Origin of the sequence: Anaerosacchariphilus hominis, assembly GCF_014290175.1 — a bacterium.
Taxonomy (GTDB): domain Bacteria; phylum Bacillota; class Clostridia; order Lachnospirales; family Lachnospiraceae; genus Laedolimicola; species Laedolimicola hominis.
This window is the reverse complement of record NZ_JACOOR010000003.1, coordinates 74,219-91,593: the sequence shown is the minus strand read 5'-3', so window position 1 is coordinate 91,593 and position 17,375 is coordinate 74,219. Positions and strand designations below refer to the sequence as shown.

Sequence of the window (17,375 nt, the reverse complement as noted above, 5' to 3'; positions counted from 1 at the left end):
GATGAGAAGGAATGGGAAACCTGTTTCAAATGATAATCAACGGAATCACCCGCATATTTCAGGGTATTCAGGGTTCCTATGCGTTCGCGCTGCTGGGTAAGGCTTTTCTGAGACTGCGGACCGCGGTCATGAACCCCTTCCAGCGGGTGGTACGCCGGGTGCAGCAGCTCTTTAATGCCAATATCATCACCTCCAAGCTGGTGGCGCCCATTAACGCCAAAGTGCGGAAGGTACTGAATGGGGAGGCAAAGTCTCCGGAGGATTATTTTACCATCGGACGGTTCTGGATCTCCAAGATGCTGGTGTATATTCTGGTTCTGGCGGGCTGCGCGGCCGTATTTATCTATTTCAACTGGGTGGCGGCTCCCCTGTCCGATACCACGGCTTCGGAAAATGTGACCACCACAGTCTACTATGATTACGACGATGTGAAGCTGGGAGAGTACAGCGGCAAGGCCAATATCCGGGCGGCCAACGGGAATGTGGTTTACACCGGGGACATTGCCGCCGGTGTCTGCAAGGGAAACGGCACCCTGTGGAAGCAGGACGGCACCCTCTTATACGAGGGCGGCTTTGAGAACAACCGGTTCAGCGGGAACGGAACCCTGTATTATGCCAACGGTTCCGTCCGGTATCAGGGAGCCTTCAAGGAAAATGAGTTTTCTGGATCCGGCGTACTCTACTATGAAGATAAAACCACAGAATATATCGGAAACTTTGAGAACGGGGCCTTTCAGGGAGAGGGCGCTCTCTACAATGAGAACGGCATCCTGATCTACGAGGGGGAGTTTCAGAGCGGCACCTACCACGGCCAGGGCTCAGCTTACTATGACAATGGGGTGAAAAAGTACGAGGGTGAGTTTTACATGGGAAAGGCCCAGGGAAAGGGCACTTCCTACGATGCCTCCGGCCGGAAGATTTTCGAGGGACAGTTCGTGCGGGACGGCATCCAGTACGAATCCCTGCTGGGCCAGACCCTGGACAAGATCCTGGCCATGATGGGAGAAAAGCCGGTGGTGTATTTCAACGAGGGAAATACCAGTTTTCTCTTTGAACGGGCCCAGGTGATTCTGAAGGCCGACTGCCTGATCGAGATGCAACTGGACGCAGGCTCCGGCGTGGAGGGGGACAGCTGGTATATCCCCAATGACAACGGCCAGACCCTGGACGAGACAGAAGCCTCCCAGCTCACGGAGACCACAGACACCGAGGATTCCACGGGAGAGACCGCAGACACCGGAAAGACCGCGGCGGAAAAGGCAGCGGAGGAAGAACAGGCCAGACTGGACAGCCTTCCGGTGCTGAACGGCTATCATATCTATTATTATCTGAGCAGCGATAAATGGCAGGCGGCAGCGGATCTGGATACCTCAGCGGTCTATATCACGGCTGTGACTGCATACGGGCAGGAGCTGAATGTGGACTTTCTGGATAAGCTCCAGAAGACGCCGGAGAACGGAGCCGTATCCCTGCAGGAATGCGCGGCCATCGAGCGGGTGAGAATGTATCAGCCCACTGCGTTCAGCTCCGTAAGCTACGAGCTGACCACCAAAAACAAGACCTATATCCAGGTGGGCAGTGTGAATATGGCGGAAGCCATCTACGAGGAAGTATGTGAAGAGAACAATGTCCGTTACCGGCTCTGCTATGAGATGGACGAACCGGATCGGCTGATGTTCCTGACCGTAGAAAATAATTAGAAGGAGAGGGCGAACTTATGGCAGACTTTTCAATTATCTCAGATGTGAGCAATGAAGTGCTGAAGCTCCTGCGGGAAAATATCTGTCCGGAGCTGATCCAGTCACCGGAATCCATCGCGCTTGCCGTACCTACGGATAAGAACGCGGACTTCCAGCTGGGCCTGTATCTGTATGACATTCAGGAGCTGCGGGAGTATCAGCAGCAGGATCTCATCCGTCTGAGAGGCAACCGGGCCCAGTATCCGCCAAAGCCCCTGACATTGTTCTTTGTGCTTTTCATCAATACGAAGTCACAGTTTATGTCCAATGTGGAGAATGAGCAGAGAATACTGGGAAGGGCCATGCAGGTACTGATGGATCACGCAATTCTGTATGAATCCGGGGAGGAGGACGAGGGCAGCGCTTCGGTGACGCTCCTGCCCTTAAGCTACGAGGAGAAGACCAAGATCTGGTCGGTACTGTCCGTGCCGTATCAGCTGGGCATCTACTTCAGCGTATCGCCGGTCCTGCTGTCCTCCAGAAGAGTACGGACCTTCCGCAGAGTGGTGGCGGCGGAGTTCGATGTGGCCAATCGGGGGTAGACACAGGAGGATGTCATGATTCGTGTAAAAATAGCCTTTGTGCTCCGGATGGTGGACGATTATTCGGGGCAGTGTATCAGAAAGAACCGGTTCCTGTTTACCATAGGAGAACGGGTGGTGCATCCAGTCGAAAAAGAGGAAGGGCTCTATGTATTTCTGGAGCCCCAGGAGGCAGTCACCCGGGTACGACTGGAGGGACCCGGCTATCATCCCTGTACCGTCCGGATCGAAAAGAAGGATCTGGATCCGGAGGAGCCTGTGGCAGATGTACGGCTGTACCGGAAGCCGGGAGTGCCCGGCAGCTGTGAATACCGGATCGGGCGGATGCCGGAGGGGACACCATTCCCGGCAGCGGTCTGGGTGCGGCGGAGCCGTCCCACAGGCCTGTCCTTCCGGGAATACCGGAAGATCGGAAAAGAACACTGGTTTTTATTTCAGGGCTTTCCAAAAGAAAATCTCATCGGAAAGACCTGTGTAATAGAAAACAAAGAAAAACTGTTTCCCTTTGTCATCATGGAGAAGCGCGGCATCAATGAATACCGCGTGGAACCGGAGGAGGAACCGCCGGAGAACTTAGGGAGCGGCGACCCGCTGGTGCGGATCTACCGTTCTGTCACAGACAGCGGCGGCTCCTACGCCATTCCGGTGGAACCGGGAGAGGAGGAGAGTCAGGAAACGGTGATGCTGTGGTAGAACGTGGCATCCAAAAAGGAAAGGGGGTCGAAAATGCCGGTGATCGTGACAGCAGGAGCACAGCTGATGTGTAGCTTCGGAATGGCGCCTTCCGTGCTGAATGTGCTTCCCGCTGCGAAGGTTCAATGCAGCAATATGACGCCTGCATGTATCACAGACAATCAGCCCATGGTCAACATCATGCCCTTCGGTATGTGTACCTCCATGGCGAACCCGCAGGTGGCGGCAGCCACTGCCGCGGCACTGGGCGTACTGACACCCATGCCCTGCGTACCGATGACAGCGGCGCCCTGGGCGCCGGGAAGTCCGACCGTACTGGTCGGAGGAAAACCAGCAGTGAATCACACGTGCAAATGCATGTGTAACTGGGGAGGGGTGATCCAGGTGGTGAATCCCGGACCCGCTGCGACGACTATGATTCCATAGTGTCGCATCACATAAGATTCTATTTTGAAAGGAGGAAGGGGCGAAGCAAAGCTTCGTACCAAAAGGAAAAATGGCAGAATATTTATCTCCAGGAGTATACGTTGAGGAATTTGAATCGGGCCTGAGACCCATGGAGGGCGTGGGAACCAGCACCGCCGGATTTGTGGGAATGGCGGAAAAGGGAAAGGTAATCGGGACGCCGGAATTCGTGACCAGCTTCGCGGACTTTAACCGGAAGTTCGGCGGCTATCTGCCGGAGAGCGCATACGGTGAGTATCGGTATCTGGCCTACGCAGTGGAGCAGTTCTTCGCAAACGGCGGTTCCCGCTGCTATGTGATGAGAACCGTAGCTTCCGATGCGGCAGCGGCAGGCGTTACAGCCAACGGAATCAGCATGCAGGCAAAGAACCCCGGAAAATGGGGCAATGAGATTAAGGTAACCGCAGTGGCGGCTCCCAAGGGAAAGACCGCCGTACTGGAGGCCACCGGCGATGACGCCACCGGTAAGGTATATACCGTAGCAAATGGCTCCGCCTTTGCGGAGGGCGACATCATTGCTATCCGCAATAACGGCAAGGTAACCGGCTACAACAAGATCGCCATGGCTCAGGGCAACACCATTACCCTGGTAAATCCCGTAAAAGAGGATCTGGTAGACAAGAATCCGGTGCCGAAGAAAGTCCTTTCCGTATGCGAAATGAACATTGAAATCGCGTACCGGGATCAGGTGGAGATCTATGAGGGCGTATCCCTGAATATCAATTCCGCTTCCTATATCGCAAAGGTACTTTCCAAGTCCGAGCTGGTGGATGTGACCGCGGAGGAAGGAAAAGAGATCGGCAATCCGCTGGCAGTCTTCGGAGCAGCCGCAGACGCAGAGAAGGCTCTGGTATTCCTGGCAGGCGGAACCGATGGCGGTAAGAAAGGAATCACCGACGACGTGTTCATGGGTAAGGACGGCGGCCCGGGCAAGCGTACCGGTCTGGCAGCTTTCAAGGAGCTGAACAACGTGAGCATCATGGCTATCCCCGGTGTGACCAGTCCGGCGGTACAGCTGGCCCTGGTGGCTCACTGCACCAATACCGGCGCAAGCTTCGCAGTGCTGGATGTTCCACAGGATCTGACCAAGCCCCAGGACGTACTGGCTCACAGAGAGAAGATTGATTCCGACTACGCAGCCATGTATCATCCCTGGATCCAGATCTATGACGCCCTGAACAAGAAGCCCGCGTACATTCCGCCTTCAGGAGCAGTGTGCGGCATCTACGCAAGAAGCGACGTGGAGAGAGGCGTACATAAGGCTCCCGCCAACGAAGTGGTATATAACTGCATCGGTCTCTCCTGCCTGTACAACAAGGCAGAGCAGGACATCCTGAATCCCGCCGGCGTGAACCTGATTCGTGCCCTTCCGGGACAGGGTATCCGGGTATGGGGCGCAAGAACCTGCTCCAGCAACAGTCTGTGGAAATATGTCAACGTCCGTCGTCTGTTCATCTATCTGGAGGAGAGCATCAAGTCCCAGACCAACTGGGCAGTATTCGAGCCCAACGATGAGATGCTGTGGGCGAGAGTGGGACGTACCATCCGCGCTTTCCTGCGCGATATGTGGAGAAGCGGAGCTCTGGTGGGCAATACGGAGGATCAGGCTTTCTATGTAAATATCGGCAGAGATACCATGTCCCAGAGCGATATCCTGAACGGCCGTCTGATCTGCGAGATCGGCGTAGCGCCCAGCCGTCCGGCTGAGTTCGTCATCTTCCGGATTACACAGTTCATGGAAGAGTCATAAGGGATGACAGAGAATAGAAACCTGAGTATAAGATAAAGGAGGAATAAAGAGGTGGCATATCCATTTAAAAAATATAATTATAAGGTCGAAATCGACGGCATCACAGAGGCAAGCTTTTCAGAGGTAAGCGGTTTTGACGCAAGCATCGATGTGATCGAGTACCGTACCGGCGACGAGGGCGTGAACTGGTCCCGGAAGATGAACGGTCTGACCAAGTTCGGTAATGTGACCCTGAAATGGGGCATGACGAGTTCCTTAAGCTTCTATGACTGGATCACCTCCGTATCCCAGGGGACCTCCCTGGGCGAGGATCACAACAAGAACGTGACCATTACCCTGTTTGACGACGATGGATCCACAGCCCTGGCCGTATGGACCCTGACCAACGCATGGCCCAGCAAGTATACCGCGCCGGACTTCAACGCAAGCTCCAGCGAAATCGCTTTTGAGAGCGTGGAACTGGTATACGAGTCTATGACGAGAGAGAGCTAAAAGGGATAGCGTAAAAAAGATAGCATAAAAGAGGGATAGGATGGGAAAAGTGGAACCGGGCCTCCGGGCCCGCCCCCTTTTCCGCGGATCCCATAAGGAGGACTTATGGAACTGATTACAGAATTTGAATTTGAACTGCCGAGAGGATATCTGGATGAGAACGGAGAGCTTCACAAGCGGGGCGTCATGCGGATGGCTACGGCGGCGGACGAGATCCTGCCCCTTCGGGATCCCCGGGTGGTGAGCAATCCGGCTTACCTGACCATCATTCTTTTATCCCGGGTGGTGACCTCCCTTGGAACTCTGACCAATATCCGGCCCACCACCATTGAGAAGCTGTTTTCCGCAGATCTGGCTTTTCTGCAGAACATGTATCAGCAGATCAATTCCATGGAGGAGCTGACGGAGACCTGCGTGTGTCCGGCATGTGGAGAAAAGTTTAAGAAACCCATAAATTTTACGAGAGCGGAATAACCGTCTATCCCAGGGACGAGCTCTATAAGGAGGTTTCCTTTGTGGCTTACTACTTCCACTGGGATTACGAGACGGTCATGCAGATGGATCACATGACCAGACGGAGATTCTGCGCGGAGATATCGGAGATCCATAAGAAGATCAGCGGAAAGCCGAAGAACATATTTGAACTGTAGGCTGAACTCCAGGCAAATGGCAGACTGAGAAATCAGGAAAGGGCAGTGCAGAAAGATGGACAGGAAAAAAGAAGCGCAGCGTCGCAGCTATAATTTTATGGTCTATTTCGGAAATAAGCGGGTGGGTTTTGAGAAGTTGTCCGGACTGACCGAGGAAGGTCATTTCGAGACCATCCGGGAGGGCGGCTGTAACCGCACGTCCTATGCCCTGCTGAACGGCTATTCCCAGGAAAAGTCACTGACGCTGGAGCGGGGAGTGCTGGAGGATGAAAGGGAACTGAGCCTGTATCAGCCCGGTTACCGCTTTAAGGACGAGGTGGCTATTATGGTACTGGGACAGGATCAGGCGGTGAAAAAAAGCTATTATCTGAGCGGTGCTTATATCCGGCGGATCAGCCAGAGAGAGCTTTCCGCTCGTGACAGCGGTATCCAGACAGTGAGCATTGAGCTGGGATATGAATCCCTGGAGGAAGAGGGCAGCAAGGACAGCGGCGCATGGCGCAGACTGTAAGGAGACAGAAGAAAGGTAAGGAGTGACCGGCATGCAGAATCAGTTTCTGGGTTTTGCCAATCAAATCATAGCGCAGCACACCCAGACGGGAGGCCCCTTTGATTCTGCGGCCATGATTTTCCCGGAACCGGAGGAGCAGACAGACGGGGAGACGGTACGGAACAGCTATGTGACGAATCTGTACCGGATGCAGAATCTGACCCAGGAGAATTACCTGTATCAGAATCAGCTGCATTTTGTCACTCAGATCCTGGAAAAACAGTTTTATCAGAAGGTATACCCCACCGTAGAGGAACAGGTGGAAAAGCTGGTCCGGCAGGAGCTGCCGGAGACGGAGGAACGCCTGATCCGCCAGATGACCAAAGAGGTTCATCGTCTGGTGCAGGAGGGCGGAACCGAACAGCTGACCCTTTTAAAAGAGCGGCTGGAGCGGGAGAATGAAGTAAAAAGAGACGTTCAAAAGGACACTGAAAAAGTCGTAGAAAAAGAAGTCAGAGAAGTACAGCTAAAAGAGAATATAATCAAAGAGAACACAATCAAAGAGAACACAATCAAAGAGAAGCAGATGGTTCTGCTTCGGAAAATAGAGAATATTTATCAGAGCAGCCAGTACCGGAGCCATCAGACCCATCAGACCCATGTGACCGTGCAGACGGGCCCCGATATGGGGAAAAAGGATCCTGCAAGGCTGGAACGGCTGCTGATCCGCACGGAGCGCCTGGTGGACGCGTCCGCAGGGCAACTGCCTGCCTCTCTTTTGTATGAAAGAGAAGGAAAGACAGCAGAACAGACAAAGGAACAGATAAAAGAAGAGATAAAAGAGCAGACAGAAGGCAGCTTTGTACCCCGGAGGGAGAGCGTCCGGAGAACCATGGACGGAGAAACGGGCCGGAGCTATCCGGTGGAGCATCCGGAGCTGGTACGCGGTTCCTATGAGCCGGACAGAAGAACCGAAAGCGGAATGGAAAGTCCTGCTAAAAGGGTATTTGCAGTCCGCCCCCAGCCGGAGCAGCTGTTTACCCAGGGGCTCCCTATGGAGCGGGCCGGGGAACGGATGATGCAGCGGACGGCGGCGGAGCTGGTGTATGAAGAGAGGGCAGAGGCCGGAGAAGCGGCTCTGGACAGAGAAACCAGGAAAATAGAAGGATCTGATGAAAGACAGCTGGAGGCCGCAGTGCAGAGCGCCGTGAAACAGGCTGAGAGAGAGATTCGGACAGAAGCTGGGCCAGCAGAGCGGCAGCCTCGGACAGAAGTAGAAAAGAAAGCGGCTGACCAGAGGGAAGCAGCAGAAAAAGCAGTCCAACGGGTGCAGACAGAGGCTGTAGAGAAAGCAGCTCGGCAGGCTCAGACAGAGGCCATAGAAAGGGCAGTAAGACAGACCCGAGCAGAAGCTGAGAACACAGAAAAAGTAGCCCGGCAGGCCCAGACAGAGGCCATAGAAAGGGCAGTAAGACAGACCCGGGCGGAAGCTGAGAACACAGAAAAAGCAGTCCGGCAGGCCCAGGCAGAAAAGGTACAGACTGTCGTGGAGCAGACCCTGACGGAAATGATACAGGGAGAGGCCGGAGCAGCGGTGAATCCCAGCCGGAGAGCGGTGGAAGCACTTCCTTGGAGCAGGGAGCCTAAGATAACGGAACAGTCGGGCTTTGAGCCCGCTTCCATGATCCTGCCGGAGCCGGAGACGAGCCCGGAAGCATCTGCCCCGGGAGAACTTCATGTTCCGGCTCAGACTTCGGAGACGGGTCCGCAGAGAGCAGAGGCGGCACATCCGGAGAGGATTTCAGCGGCGCAGAAGCAGACCGGAAGGTATCCCGCTTCCTCCGTGGAACAGCTGGTACGGCGTGCGGAGAGCCTGAAGCGTTTTCAAAGCTCCGGGCTCCAGAGTTTTCAAAGCCTTTGGCAGCTTCCGGGGGCAGAGCTTTTTTATTCCATGACAGAAGCTTCGGGTTTACAAGGCCAGAATCCATTTGACCAGCAATCTCGGACACCAGCGTTTCAGCCGGTCTCAGTCCCTGTGGGGCAGGCGGAGCGGGCCTGGTTCCAACCGATTTTCCTAGGGGCAGCGCAGGACAGCTTTCATCAGGACAGCTTCCGTCAGGGCAGCTTCCATCAGGATAATTTCCGTCAGAATAGTTCCGCGCAGGATGGTTTCATCCCCGGCAGTTCTGTTCAGAGCAGCCCTAATCAGATGGAGGCAGTTCCTTTCCGAACTGCTCAGACCCGGTTCGCACAGAATAGTTCCGTTCAGAGTCTCGCTCAGCCTCGGTTCGCAAAAACGCAGGCAGCCCGGCTTTCGGCCATGCAGTTCCTTCAAACCCTGCCCATGAGAAGCCCGGACTTCGCCCTGGATACGGCATCCATGGTCTATCCGGAAGAGGAACAGACCCCGGAACAGGAAGAAACCCGGAGGATGCAGGAACAGATTCAGAATGTGACGGAAGAACTGAAAACCGTGCGCCGCAGCGTACGGACGGAAGAAACCGTTACCATAGAAAGACAGCGGGAAGTGGTGCGGGAGGTTCTGAAAAAGGAACCGGAGCTTTTGGCGGAAAGCACCCTGCAGGCCCGGCTGGGACAGCAGGTCCACCGGGAGGTGGAGAGCCGCATGGAGGAAAGTATTCAGCAGATGGCCGACCGGGTATACCGGAAGCTGGAGCAGAAGCTTCGGACCGAGCGGGAAAGGAGAGGACGGATCTAAATGAGTACGGATACGAGACAGAAACTGATCTACGGAGACGGCACCCTGCAGCGGGCCCGGCTCAGCTACCAGACCCAGAACGGAAAAAAAGCCACCATACCGGTGCAGTTTAATCCCACGGAATACACGATTAGCCGGAGCGTCAAGTTCAAAAGCCATAACGGACAGGGCGAGGAAGCCCATCCGAAGAATACCCAGGCCTCGGGAAGCGAGCTGGCCCATCTGCGTGTCAGTCTGATTCTGGATACTTCCACAGAACTGACCGAATACCAGATGCCAAAAGGTTTGTCCAAATATCTGGACAGCAGCGGAGAGCTTACCGATATCTGCCGGGATCTGGGCATGATTATGAAACGAACGGCGGAGAACCATGAGCCCAGTCTGGTGATCTTTGAGTGGGGCAGTATGGCCTTTTACGGACATGTGACCTCCTTAAGTGTCAGCTATCAGATGTTCAACCGAAACGGCATGCCCGTCCGGGCCAGACTGGATATGGAACTGGAGGGCGAGGATAAAAAGATCCTGAACGAGATTGGGGCCAATCCCCACGAATCTCCGGATAGGACCAAATACCGGCGGATCAATCAGAAGGAGGAGCTGTGGATGCTGGCCGACGAGGAATATCACGACCCTTCAGGCTGGAGAGCTATTGCCCGGGAGAACGGCATTTTGAATCCGCGAAAGATCGATTATACGAAGCGTTTAAAAGTACCGGCCCTGTAAAGAAAAAAAGAAAGAAAGGTACCAGACGGAGGCAGCTATGGATATGATGAAGGGGAGCACCAGCTTTCGTGCTCTGAAAAGCAAATATAAGAATTTTTCTGCTCCCTCCGTGGAGGTGACCGTGGGTTCGGAGAAGCTTTCGGAAAAGAAAGCAGATATCCAGGAGCTGGAGGTGGAACTGACCAGCGGTTTCGAGGCTTCCGGCTGCGTATTCTATGTGGACGGTGCCTATCAGGTGAAGGATACCTCTTTTTCCAAAAAGATCGCGGATAAGCTCCAGATAGGGGAGAGCGTAAAGATCAAGCTGGGTTATCTCTCCCGGGAGGAGGTATTCCGTGGGTATATCAGCCAGGTGGAATACCTGCACGGCATGGAGGAGAACGACTACCGGATCCGGGTGGAGTGTATGGACGCCAAGGGGCTTCTGATGAAAAACCGGCGGATGGAATTCTTTTCCCAGAAAAGCGCCGACGCGGTGGTAAAGGCCATCCTGGGGGAGACGCCGGTGAGCAGCTATCTCTCAGGCAAGGAGATCGACGCCTGCAAGGAAGAGGAGGTTCCCCTTCGGAGTCACATGATGACAGACTACGAGGTCATCGTGGAGCAGGCGGAAAAGCAGGGCTATGAGTTCTTTATCCTGCAGGGAAAGGCCTATTTCCGGAAACGGCAGAAGGTGACATCACCGCTGATAACTCTGGGGCCCTCCCAGGGAGTTCTGCGGGGCAGCTTTTCCATGAACGCCCAGCCCCTGGTGAAGAAGATCGAGATCCGCTCCATCGACGGGGAGAGCGGAAAGCAGATCAAGGGCGAGGCATCCATATCAGGAAGCTTCGGAAAGCAGTCCCGGAAGCTTCTGGGCGATTCCCGTCAGGTCTTTTACGAGGCAGGGGTCCGGGACGCAGCGGAGGCAAAAGCCAGGGCCCAGGCCCGGATGGATCGTCTCTGCGGAGAGTTCGGTCAGCTGGAATGCGAGTGCGTGGGGATTCCGGAGCTGGTGCCCGGCCGCTTTATCGAGATCAGGGGACTTTCCGCCCAGGCGGATCGAAAGTACTACGTCACCTATGTGCGTCATGTGCTGGATGAGGGCAGCTACCGGACCTATATCAGAGCGGGAGTGAGCAGTCTATGAACGGGATAACGGATCTGTTTCAGAAGGAAAATGAATATTTTGATGGACAGCACCTGCCCGGTTTCGTCCAGGGCGTGGTGGTGGAGAATAACAACGATAAGTTCAAGGGTATGGTGAAGGTGGAGTTCACCGTATGGGAATCGGGCAAAAACATGTGCGAGTGGGTGCGGCTTCTGTCTCCTTACGGAGGAAAGGATTACGGAACTTATCTGGTGCCGGAGATCGACGAGACCGTACTGGTGGGCTTCATTGGCGGCAGCCTGAAACGGCCCTTCCTTCTGGGAAGCCTGTATCCCAGCGGGGCGGCCATGGTGTCCGAGAACTTTGATAAAAAGAACCAGAAAAAGCGGCTGAAGACCAAGGGCGGTCTGGATCTGCTCTTGTCCGAGGAGGATGGAAAACAGAGCCTTACAGTGACCACGCCCAAGGGCAGTACCCTGACGCTGGATGATGAGAAGGAAAGCTGCAGGGTCGCCGATAAGGATGGAAAAAACGGACTTACGCTGGACTATAAAAACGGAAAAGTAGAACTGAAGTCCGAGAAGGTCATTTCCATTAAGGCGGGCAGCGTGGAGCTCTCCCTGGATGGAAACGGGGGAGCCATAACCCTGAAGGCCAAGAAAATCTCCCTGACCGCGGACAACGAGATCGCCATGAAGGCGAATTCCGCATGGAAAGCGGAGGGAGCTCAGGTGGACATCAAGGGACAGGCCAAGATGAATCTGCAGGCCTCGGGCCCGGTGGCGATCAAGGGCGCAGTGGTGCAGATTAACTAACGGACAGAAAGGATGTGGGCAGATGGATCACGCAAGCTCATTTTTGGGAAGAGGCTTTGCCTTTCCGCCCCAGGTGGATCCGGTGACGGGCAAGTTCCGGATGGCCGAGGGAGAAGAGGATATCCGGCAGGCCATTTATATTATTCTGATGACCAGGCTGAAGGAGCGGGCCATGCGGCCGGATTTCGGCTGTAATCTGCAGGATTATATCTTTGATTTGCCGGATGCGGCTTTTGAATCGGGACTGATCCGTGAGGCGGAGGACGCCCTGACCCGGTACGAGCCGCGGATCCGTCAGGTGAATGTGACAGTGGATCGGAAGGAACGGCTCACGGGAATCATTTATCTGAACATCAGCTATTATGTGCGGGCCACCAATAACCCCAATAACCTGGTATTCCCCTATTATCTGGAGGAAGGAATCGGGGAGCTGTAGCAGGAAGAGGAGCATGCCCTATGGAAAAGGAATTCACAAAGGATACTACATACGAAAAATTGCAGAAGCTCATGCGTTCCTATGTGCCGGAGTTTGCCTACGAGCCGGGGGGCAGCGATGCGGGTTCGGCTCTGACGGATCTGTGCGGGGAGATGTTCGCGTCCTGTGAGGAGCGATACGGACGGGTCATGGAAAAGCACCGGATTCAGTATCTGAACCTTTTCGACGGCCTGGTAAAGGAGCCGGTCAGCGCAGCCAGGGGCTATGTACAGTTCCAGCCGGTAGAGGGCTGCGAGGGACTGGTTCCCATTCCCAGAGGAACCCGGGTACTGGCGCCGGGCAGGGAGAACGGAGAGATCGTCTTTGAAACCCGCCATGGAATCACCGCCGTGGATCTGCGCCCGGAGCAGGTGGTAGTTACGGACGGAGAGCTGGGGCGCATCGTAAAGCGCAGCCTGTCCCAGGAACAGCAGGAAGGCTTTCCAGCCTTTGGTATCAACGGGGAAAATATAAGCAGCCACAGACTGTATCTCTGGTTTACGGAGCTGTTTGACGGCATGAAGCAGCTGGATCTGCGGATTCAGGCCACCGGATCCACTGAGGAGGAGACGGAAGGGCTTCTGGAGCTTTTTGCGGGCCCGGAGGTCTGCTGGTCGGTACTGGAGCCTGAGGGCGGGGAGCGGATCTTTCCGGCCCCGGAGCGGGAGGGACAGAGCATCCATCTGAAGCTTGACCCTTATACGCCCCAGAGAGTTACCTGGGGAGAGGAAGAGGGCTATTGTATCGTCCTGACCTGCCTTGGAAAGCCGGAAAAGCTGTATATCCGGACGCTGACGGTGGCTCCGGCAGCCAGGGAGCGGTGTCCGGAGGAGATCCGGATCAACGGAAATCAGGAGTTCGGCCGGGAGCTGCTTCCCTTTGGAAAGCCACTGAACCTTTATCAGGAAATGACCCTGGAGGATCCGGAGCTTCTGGGCAGAAGAGGGGCCCATATGAGGCTGTCCTTCCGCTTAAGCTATCGGATTCAGGAGGAGAAGACCGAGCTTCCGGAGCTGGATCTGGAATATAAGGCCATTATGAAAAAGCCGAAGAAGCCGCTGACCATGCGGGCCACGGAGGTGCTGGCCGATGAGGTGGCCTGGGAGTACTTAAGCCGTACCGGCTGGAAGCCCCTGTTCCGGGAGGAGCACCGGCGTTCCATGTTTAACGGCTCTTCGGAAGGGGCTGTGGTCCTGGACTTTATCTGCCCGGAGGATATGGCGGATTATGAGGAAAACCAGGAGGGCAGGATCCGCCTCAGGCTCATGCGGGCAGAGAATATCTACCGGATGCCGGCCCTATATAAGTGCCCGGTGATTTCGGGACTTCAGCTTTCCTATTCCTATGAGGAGGGGCAGGCGAAACCTTCCCGGATACTCACCGGCAATAATTTCGACCTGCAGGATCTGACGGAATGCCTGCAGACAGGCGGAAGCAGCCTCCTCTTTTATGAGACTGAGGGCAGACAGCGGACCATGTATCTGGGCTTTGACCGTCCCATGTCGGGACTGCCCTTAAGCCTTTACTTTGATATCGAGAACTACGGCGACCGGCCGGTACGGTTCCGGGCGGAATATCTGACGGAGCAGGGCTTCCAGCCGGTGCGGATGGAAGACTGTACTGAGGGCTTTGGAGGCTCCGGAAATCTGCTTCTGATGGTGCCCCAGGATACAGTGAAAAAGAAGCTGTACGGCTACGAGGGATATTTCCTGCGTTTCGTGTGCCTGGATTCGGACTACGCCGAGTATGAGCTGCCGGTGATCCGGGGCATCTACCCCAATATGGCGGCTGTGATCAATGTGAACACGGAGACTGAGGAGTTCTATCTGGAGAACCGGGAGGAAGCGGCGCAGTTTCAGCTGTCCCGGCAGAACCTTCTGAATATCCGGGTGGAGGTGCTGGAGCAGCAGAACGGAATGTCCGGGTATGTGGAGTGGCAGCGGGAGAGCCATCCTTACGAGGGAGGCAGAACCTATGGCGTGGATATGGCTTCCGGGGAACTGACTTTCCGGAAATATGCCTTTGTGAATGTTCCGGTTCCGGAGGAAGGCCCGCAGATTCGGGTATTCCACAGCAATTACAGCGGCAGGGAGGCCAACCTTCCGGCGGGGAGCATCACCGTTCCGGGGACGGCCATCCGCTATCTGTCCGCAGTGACGAACCCATTTCCCACCTGCGGAGGCTACGACGGTTATACAGAGGAGACGGCCGGAAGGCTGGTGTCGGGTCTTTTGAGGACCAGAGGCCGGGCAGTGACCGAAGAGGGATATCTGGACCTCATTTCCCAGGAGGCCTGCGGCGTCAGAAAAATCAAATGCTGTAATCATACGGATGCCAGAGGACGCACAGCGCCGGACAAGATGACTATCGCCGTGCTGGTGGAGGAATACGAAAAGGGAGCCCATGTGTTCTCGGCTGTGAAAAAGCAGATCCGGGACAGGCTGGTCCGGGACAGTGCCCTGACAGCGGCGGGAAAGGAGCTGCTGCTGATTCAACCCCATTTTATCCGGGTCAATGTGCGGGTGTGGCTGGAGCGGGAAACCATGGAACAGGCTTATGAGCTTCAGCAGCAGACGCTGGAGCTGATCCGGCGGTTTCTGAATCCTCTGGAGGGCGGAAGCGCCGGACAGGGATGGGAGATCGGAGAGCTTCCGGAAGTATCAAGACTCCGGGCCTTCCTTCGGGCGGGACTGGAAGGCTGCAGCATCACCAAAATGGTGATGACAGCGGTGGCAGACGGCAGGGAGGTCCCCATGGATGCTCTGTTCTATAAGAAACAGACTGATCCCTTTGTAATGGCAGTAAGCGGAGAACATATGGTATATATCGAGGTGAGCGCATGTTAAAGGTACCCCAGTTGGATGAAGTGACCTATGATCAGATCATACAGAAAGCTATCAGCCGGATTCCGGCCAGGACAGAGGACTGGACCGATTACAACAGTCACGATCCGGGCGTTACGGTGCTGGAAACCTTTGCCTGGCTGACGGATATGCTGAATTATTATATGGATGCCACGGGAGAGGCCCATGTGGAAAAGTACCTGAAGCTTCTGGGGATCCTGCCGGAAATGGCGGCTCCGGCCACCGGATACGTGGTGGTGGAGCAGAAAGAAAAGGAGCTGGTGATTCCGGAGGGCACCGAACTGCTGGCCGGGGAGATTCCCTTTGAGACCCGAAAGGAGTATCGGGGAGATAAAAACCGTTTCTGCGCGTTCCTGCGGGGTCAGGGGGAAAGCCTGGTGGATCTGACCGCCTTTGCAGGCGTGGACGGAGACTACGCGGAAGCCTTTTCGGAGAGACAGGGAGGAGAAGAGGAAGCGGAGACGGCCGTGTATTTCGGCTTTGAGGGGCCGCTGAAGGAGAAGGATCACCTGTATTTCTGTGTGGAAAAGAATGAGCGGCGGAATCCCTTTACCGGGGAGTTTCGCCTGGGAATCTGGAACTGGCAGATCTATACGGCGGAGGGCTGGAAGGACACGAAAGTTCTGGATGAAACCTGCGGTTTTCTGCGAAGCGGCTATGTGCGGCCCGAGGTCCGGGAGACCATGGCATTCTGGAATCCGGGAGATGGCCTGCCGGGGGCTTATTACCTCAGGGCGGTGCGGGGAGAGCATCAGTACGACTGCGCGCCCCGGATTGGACTGGTCTGTGTGAATCCACTGGAGGTGGTACAGAAGCATACGGTCTGCAAAGAAGGAGAACGGATTCCCCAGTTTCGGATCGGTATGACCGACGGCTGCGCGGGACAGGAGCTTTTGTTTGATTATCCGGACGTGAAGGAGCTATCCCTGCTGATCTGTGATGAAGAAGGAGGACAGGAACTTTATCACTGCACGGAACATCTGGAAGAGGCGGACTTTGACGAGAAGGTCTTTGCCTACGACCGGAAGCGGCAGGTAATTCGTTTTGGAGATGGGATCCATGGGGCGGTGCCCCGGCAGAAGCAGGAGATCTATGTGACCGGCCTTGTGACCTCCCTGTGCGGAGAGGGAAATATTCAGGCCGGGGAGCTGAACCGGTTTGCAAAGGAGGGCTTTTCGGGCTGTCGCATCTGGAATCCCCAGGCCATTGAAAACGGCCGTTCCCGTGAGACCTTGCGGGACATGCTGGGCCGGATGGAGCAGGAGATTCTGATCCAGAACCGGCTGGCGGCGGAGCGGGATTATGTGAAGCGGGTACGGGAGACGCCCGGACTGATGATAGATAAAGTTCATGTGATACCGGGCCGGATCTACGGATCTCTGCACAGACAGCAGCTGGGAGGCAATGAGGTGGTTGTGGTGGTGAAGCCCTGGAGCCGGGAGCAGTGCCCGGATCTGAGCCCGGTGTACCGGGAGACCATTGAAGCATGGCTGGAGCCGTTCAGGCTGATCAATATGAAAGTGACTGTGGTGCCGCCCAGGTATGTGGGTGTGGAGGTGTACGGCAGAATCACCCTGACCCGGGATACGCCCCAGGTGCGTAAAGCTGTATGGGACTGCCTGAAAAGTGAGATCAACGGAGAGGACAAAAAAGAGCGCTTCGGCGCTGTCATTGCCTGCGGCAGACTCTTTGTGGCCCTGGAAAATCTGGAGGGCGTGGAGAAGGTACAGGAGCTGAATCTGGAACGTGTCGGCCAGGCCGCCGGGAAAAATGACCGGGGCGACCTGTTACTTCATGAGGACGCCCTGCCGTATCTGAGAGATGTGAAAATCGAGTTCTGCTGAAGAACGGGAACAGTTGGAAAGGAG

At 55.4% G+C, this 17,375-nt stretch carries 16 protein-coding genes; all 16 read left to right on the top strand.

Features of this window, described 5'->3' with window-relative positions; translation table 11 throughout:
• The first annotated feature begins 11 nt into the window (after positions 1-11).
• Entirely contained in the window at positions 12-1,700 is a 1,689-nt protein-coding gene (locus H8S44_RS05345; protein WP_186997532.1) for an MORN repeat-containing protein, read from the top strand.
• A 17-nt stretch (positions 1,701-1,717) separates the two neighbouring features.
• Positions 1,718-2,281 (top strand): DUF4255 domain-containing protein, encoded by a 564-nt coding sequence (locus tag H8S44_RS05340; protein ID WP_186871604.1) that lies wholly within the window; start codon positions 1,718-1,720, stop codon positions 2,279-2,281.
• Between the two features lie 15 nt (positions 2,282-2,296).
• A complete protein-coding gene (locus tag H8S44_RS05335) occupies positions 2,297-2,974 on the top strand; it encodes a hypothetical protein (RefSeq protein WP_186871603.1) in 678 nt (225 codons plus the stop codon).
• 33 nt (positions 2,975-3,007) lie between these two features.
• Positions 3,008-3,400 (top strand): DUF4280 domain-containing protein, encoded by a 393-nt coding sequence (locus tag H8S44_RS05330; RefSeq protein ID WP_186871602.1) that lies wholly within the window; start codon positions 3,008-3,010, stop codon positions 3,398-3,400.
• Positions 3,401-3,470: 70 nt separating this feature from the next.
• A complete protein-coding gene (locus tag H8S44_RS05325) occupies positions 3,471-5,189 on the top strand; it encodes a phage tail sheath subtilisin-like domain-containing protein (RefSeq protein ID WP_186871601.1) in 1,719 nt (572 codons plus the stop codon).
• A 51-nt stretch (positions 5,190-5,240) separates the two neighbouring features.
• On the top strand, positions 5,241-5,681 hold the full coding sequence (locus H8S44_RS05320) for a phage tail protein (RefSeq protein WP_158363013.1): 441 nt from the start codon (positions 5,241-5,243) through the stop codon (positions 5,679-5,681).
• Positions 5,682-5,786: 105 nt separating this feature from the next.
• Positions 5,787-6,155, top strand: a complete 369-nt coding sequence (locus H8S44_RS05315; protein WP_186871600.1) for a phage tail assembly protein — start codon at positions 5,787-5,789, stop codon at positions 6,153-6,155.
• A gap of 41 nt (positions 6,156-6,196) precedes the next feature.
• Positions 6,197-6,331, top strand: a complete 135-nt coding sequence (locus H8S44_RS16580; RefSeq protein WP_262670681.1) for a DUF6760 family protein — start codon at positions 6,197-6,199, stop codon at positions 6,329-6,331.
• Positions 6,332-6,386: 55 nt separating this feature from the next.
• A complete protein-coding gene (locus H8S44_RS05305; protein ID WP_186871599.1) occupies positions 6,387-6,842 on the top strand; it encodes a phage tail protein in 456 nt (151 codons plus the stop codon).
• A gap of 31 nt (positions 6,843-6,873) precedes the next feature.
• The gene (locus tag H8S44_RS05300; RefSeq protein ID WP_186871598.1) at positions 6,874-9,540 is read left to right on the top strand and encodes an HlyD family secretion protein; all 2,667 of its coding nucleotides are present in this window, start codon (positions 6,874-6,876) and stop codon (positions 9,538-9,540) included.
• Complete coding sequence (locus H8S44_RS05295; protein ID WP_186871597.1) at positions 9,541-10,263, top strand: CIS tube protein; 723 nt, start codon at positions 9,541-9,543, stop codon at positions 10,261-10,263. It begins immediately after the preceding gene.
• 37 nt (positions 10,264-10,300) lie between these two features.
• Positions 10,301-11,392: a phage late control D family protein gene (locus H8S44_RS05290; RefSeq protein WP_186871596.1), complete on the top strand. Its 1,092-nt coding sequence runs from the start codon at positions 10,301-10,303 to the stop codon at positions 11,390-11,392.
• Entirely contained in the window at positions 11,389-12,168 is a 780-nt protein-coding gene (locus H8S44_RS05285; protein ID WP_186871595.1) for a phage baseplate assembly protein V, read from the top strand. Before H8S44_RS05290 ends, H8S44_RS05285 begins: the two co-directional genes overlap by 4 nt.
• A gap of 22 nt (positions 12,169-12,190) precedes the next feature.
• Complete coding sequence (locus H8S44_RS05280) at positions 12,191-12,604, top strand: GPW/gp25 family protein (protein WP_186871594.1); 414 nt, start codon at positions 12,191-12,193, stop codon at positions 12,602-12,604.
• Between the two features lie 20 nt (positions 12,605-12,624).
• Positions 12,625-15,489, top strand: a complete 2,865-nt coding sequence (locus tag H8S44_RS05275; protein ID WP_186871593.1) for a baseplate J/gp47 family protein — start codon at positions 12,625-12,627, stop codon at positions 15,487-15,489.
• Entirely contained in the window at positions 15,483-17,351 is a 1,869-nt protein-coding gene (locus tag H8S44_RS05270; RefSeq protein WP_186871592.1) for a baseplate J/gp47 family protein, read from the top strand. The genes H8S44_RS05275 and H8S44_RS05270 overlap by 7 nt, the downstream gene beginning before the upstream one ends.
• Positions 17,352-17,375 lie beyond the last annotated feature (24 nt).

Bases quoted from the DNA above. Each gene is read 5' to 3' on its own strand.
- H8S44_RS05300 (WP_186871598.1), top strand. From the start codon at position 6,874: ATGCAGAATCAGTTTCTGGGTTTTGCCAATCAAATCATAGCGCAGCAC.
- H8S44_RS05270 (WP_186871592.1), top strand. From the start codon at position 15,483: ATGTTAAAGGTACCCCAGTTGGATGAAGTGACCTATGATCAGATCATA.
- H8S44_RS05305 (WP_186871599.1), top strand. From the start codon at position 6,387: ATGGACAGGAAAAAAGAAGCGCAGCGTCGCAGCTATAATTTTATGGTC.
- H8S44_RS05285 (WP_186871595.1), top strand. From the start codon at position 11,389: ATGAACGGGATAACGGATCTGTTTCAGAAGGAAAATGAATATTTTGAT.
- H8S44_RS05280 (WP_186871594.1), top strand. From the start codon at position 12,191: ATGGATCACGCAAGCTCATTTTTGGGAAGAGGCTTTGCCTTTCCGCCC.
- H8S44_RS05330 (WP_186871602.1), top strand. From the start codon at position 3,008: ATGCCGGTGATCGTGACAGCAGGAGCACAGCTGATGTGTAGCTTCGGA.
- H8S44_RS05315 (WP_186871600.1), top strand. From the start codon at position 5,787: ATGGAACTGATTACAGAATTTGAATTTGAACTGCCGAGAGGATATCTG.
- H8S44_RS05275 (WP_186871593.1), top strand. From the start codon at position 12,625: ATGGAAAAGGAATTCACAAAGGATACTACATACGAAAAATTGCAGAAG.
- H8S44_RS05335 (WP_186871603.1), top strand. From the start codon at position 2,297: ATGATTCGTGTAAAAATAGCCTTTGTGCTCCGGATGGTGGACGATTAT.
- H8S44_RS05290 (WP_186871596.1), top strand. From the start codon at position 10,301: ATGGATATGATGAAGGGGAGCACCAGCTTTCGTGCTCTGAAAAGCAAA.
- H8S44_RS05295 (WP_186871597.1), top strand. From the start codon at position 9,541: ATGAGTACGGATACGAGACAGAAACTGATCTACGGAGACGGCACCCTG.
- H8S44_RS05340 (WP_186871604.1), top strand. From the start codon at position 1,718: ATGGCAGACTTTTCAATTATCTCAGATGTGAGCAATGAAGTGCTGAAG.
- H8S44_RS05325 (WP_186871601.1), top strand. From the start codon at position 3,471: ATGGCAGAATATTTATCTCCAGGAGTATACGTTGAGGAATTTGAATCG.
- H8S44_RS05345 (WP_186997532.1), top strand. From the start codon at position 12: ATGGGAAACCTGTTTCAAATGATAATCAACGGAATCACCCGCATATTT.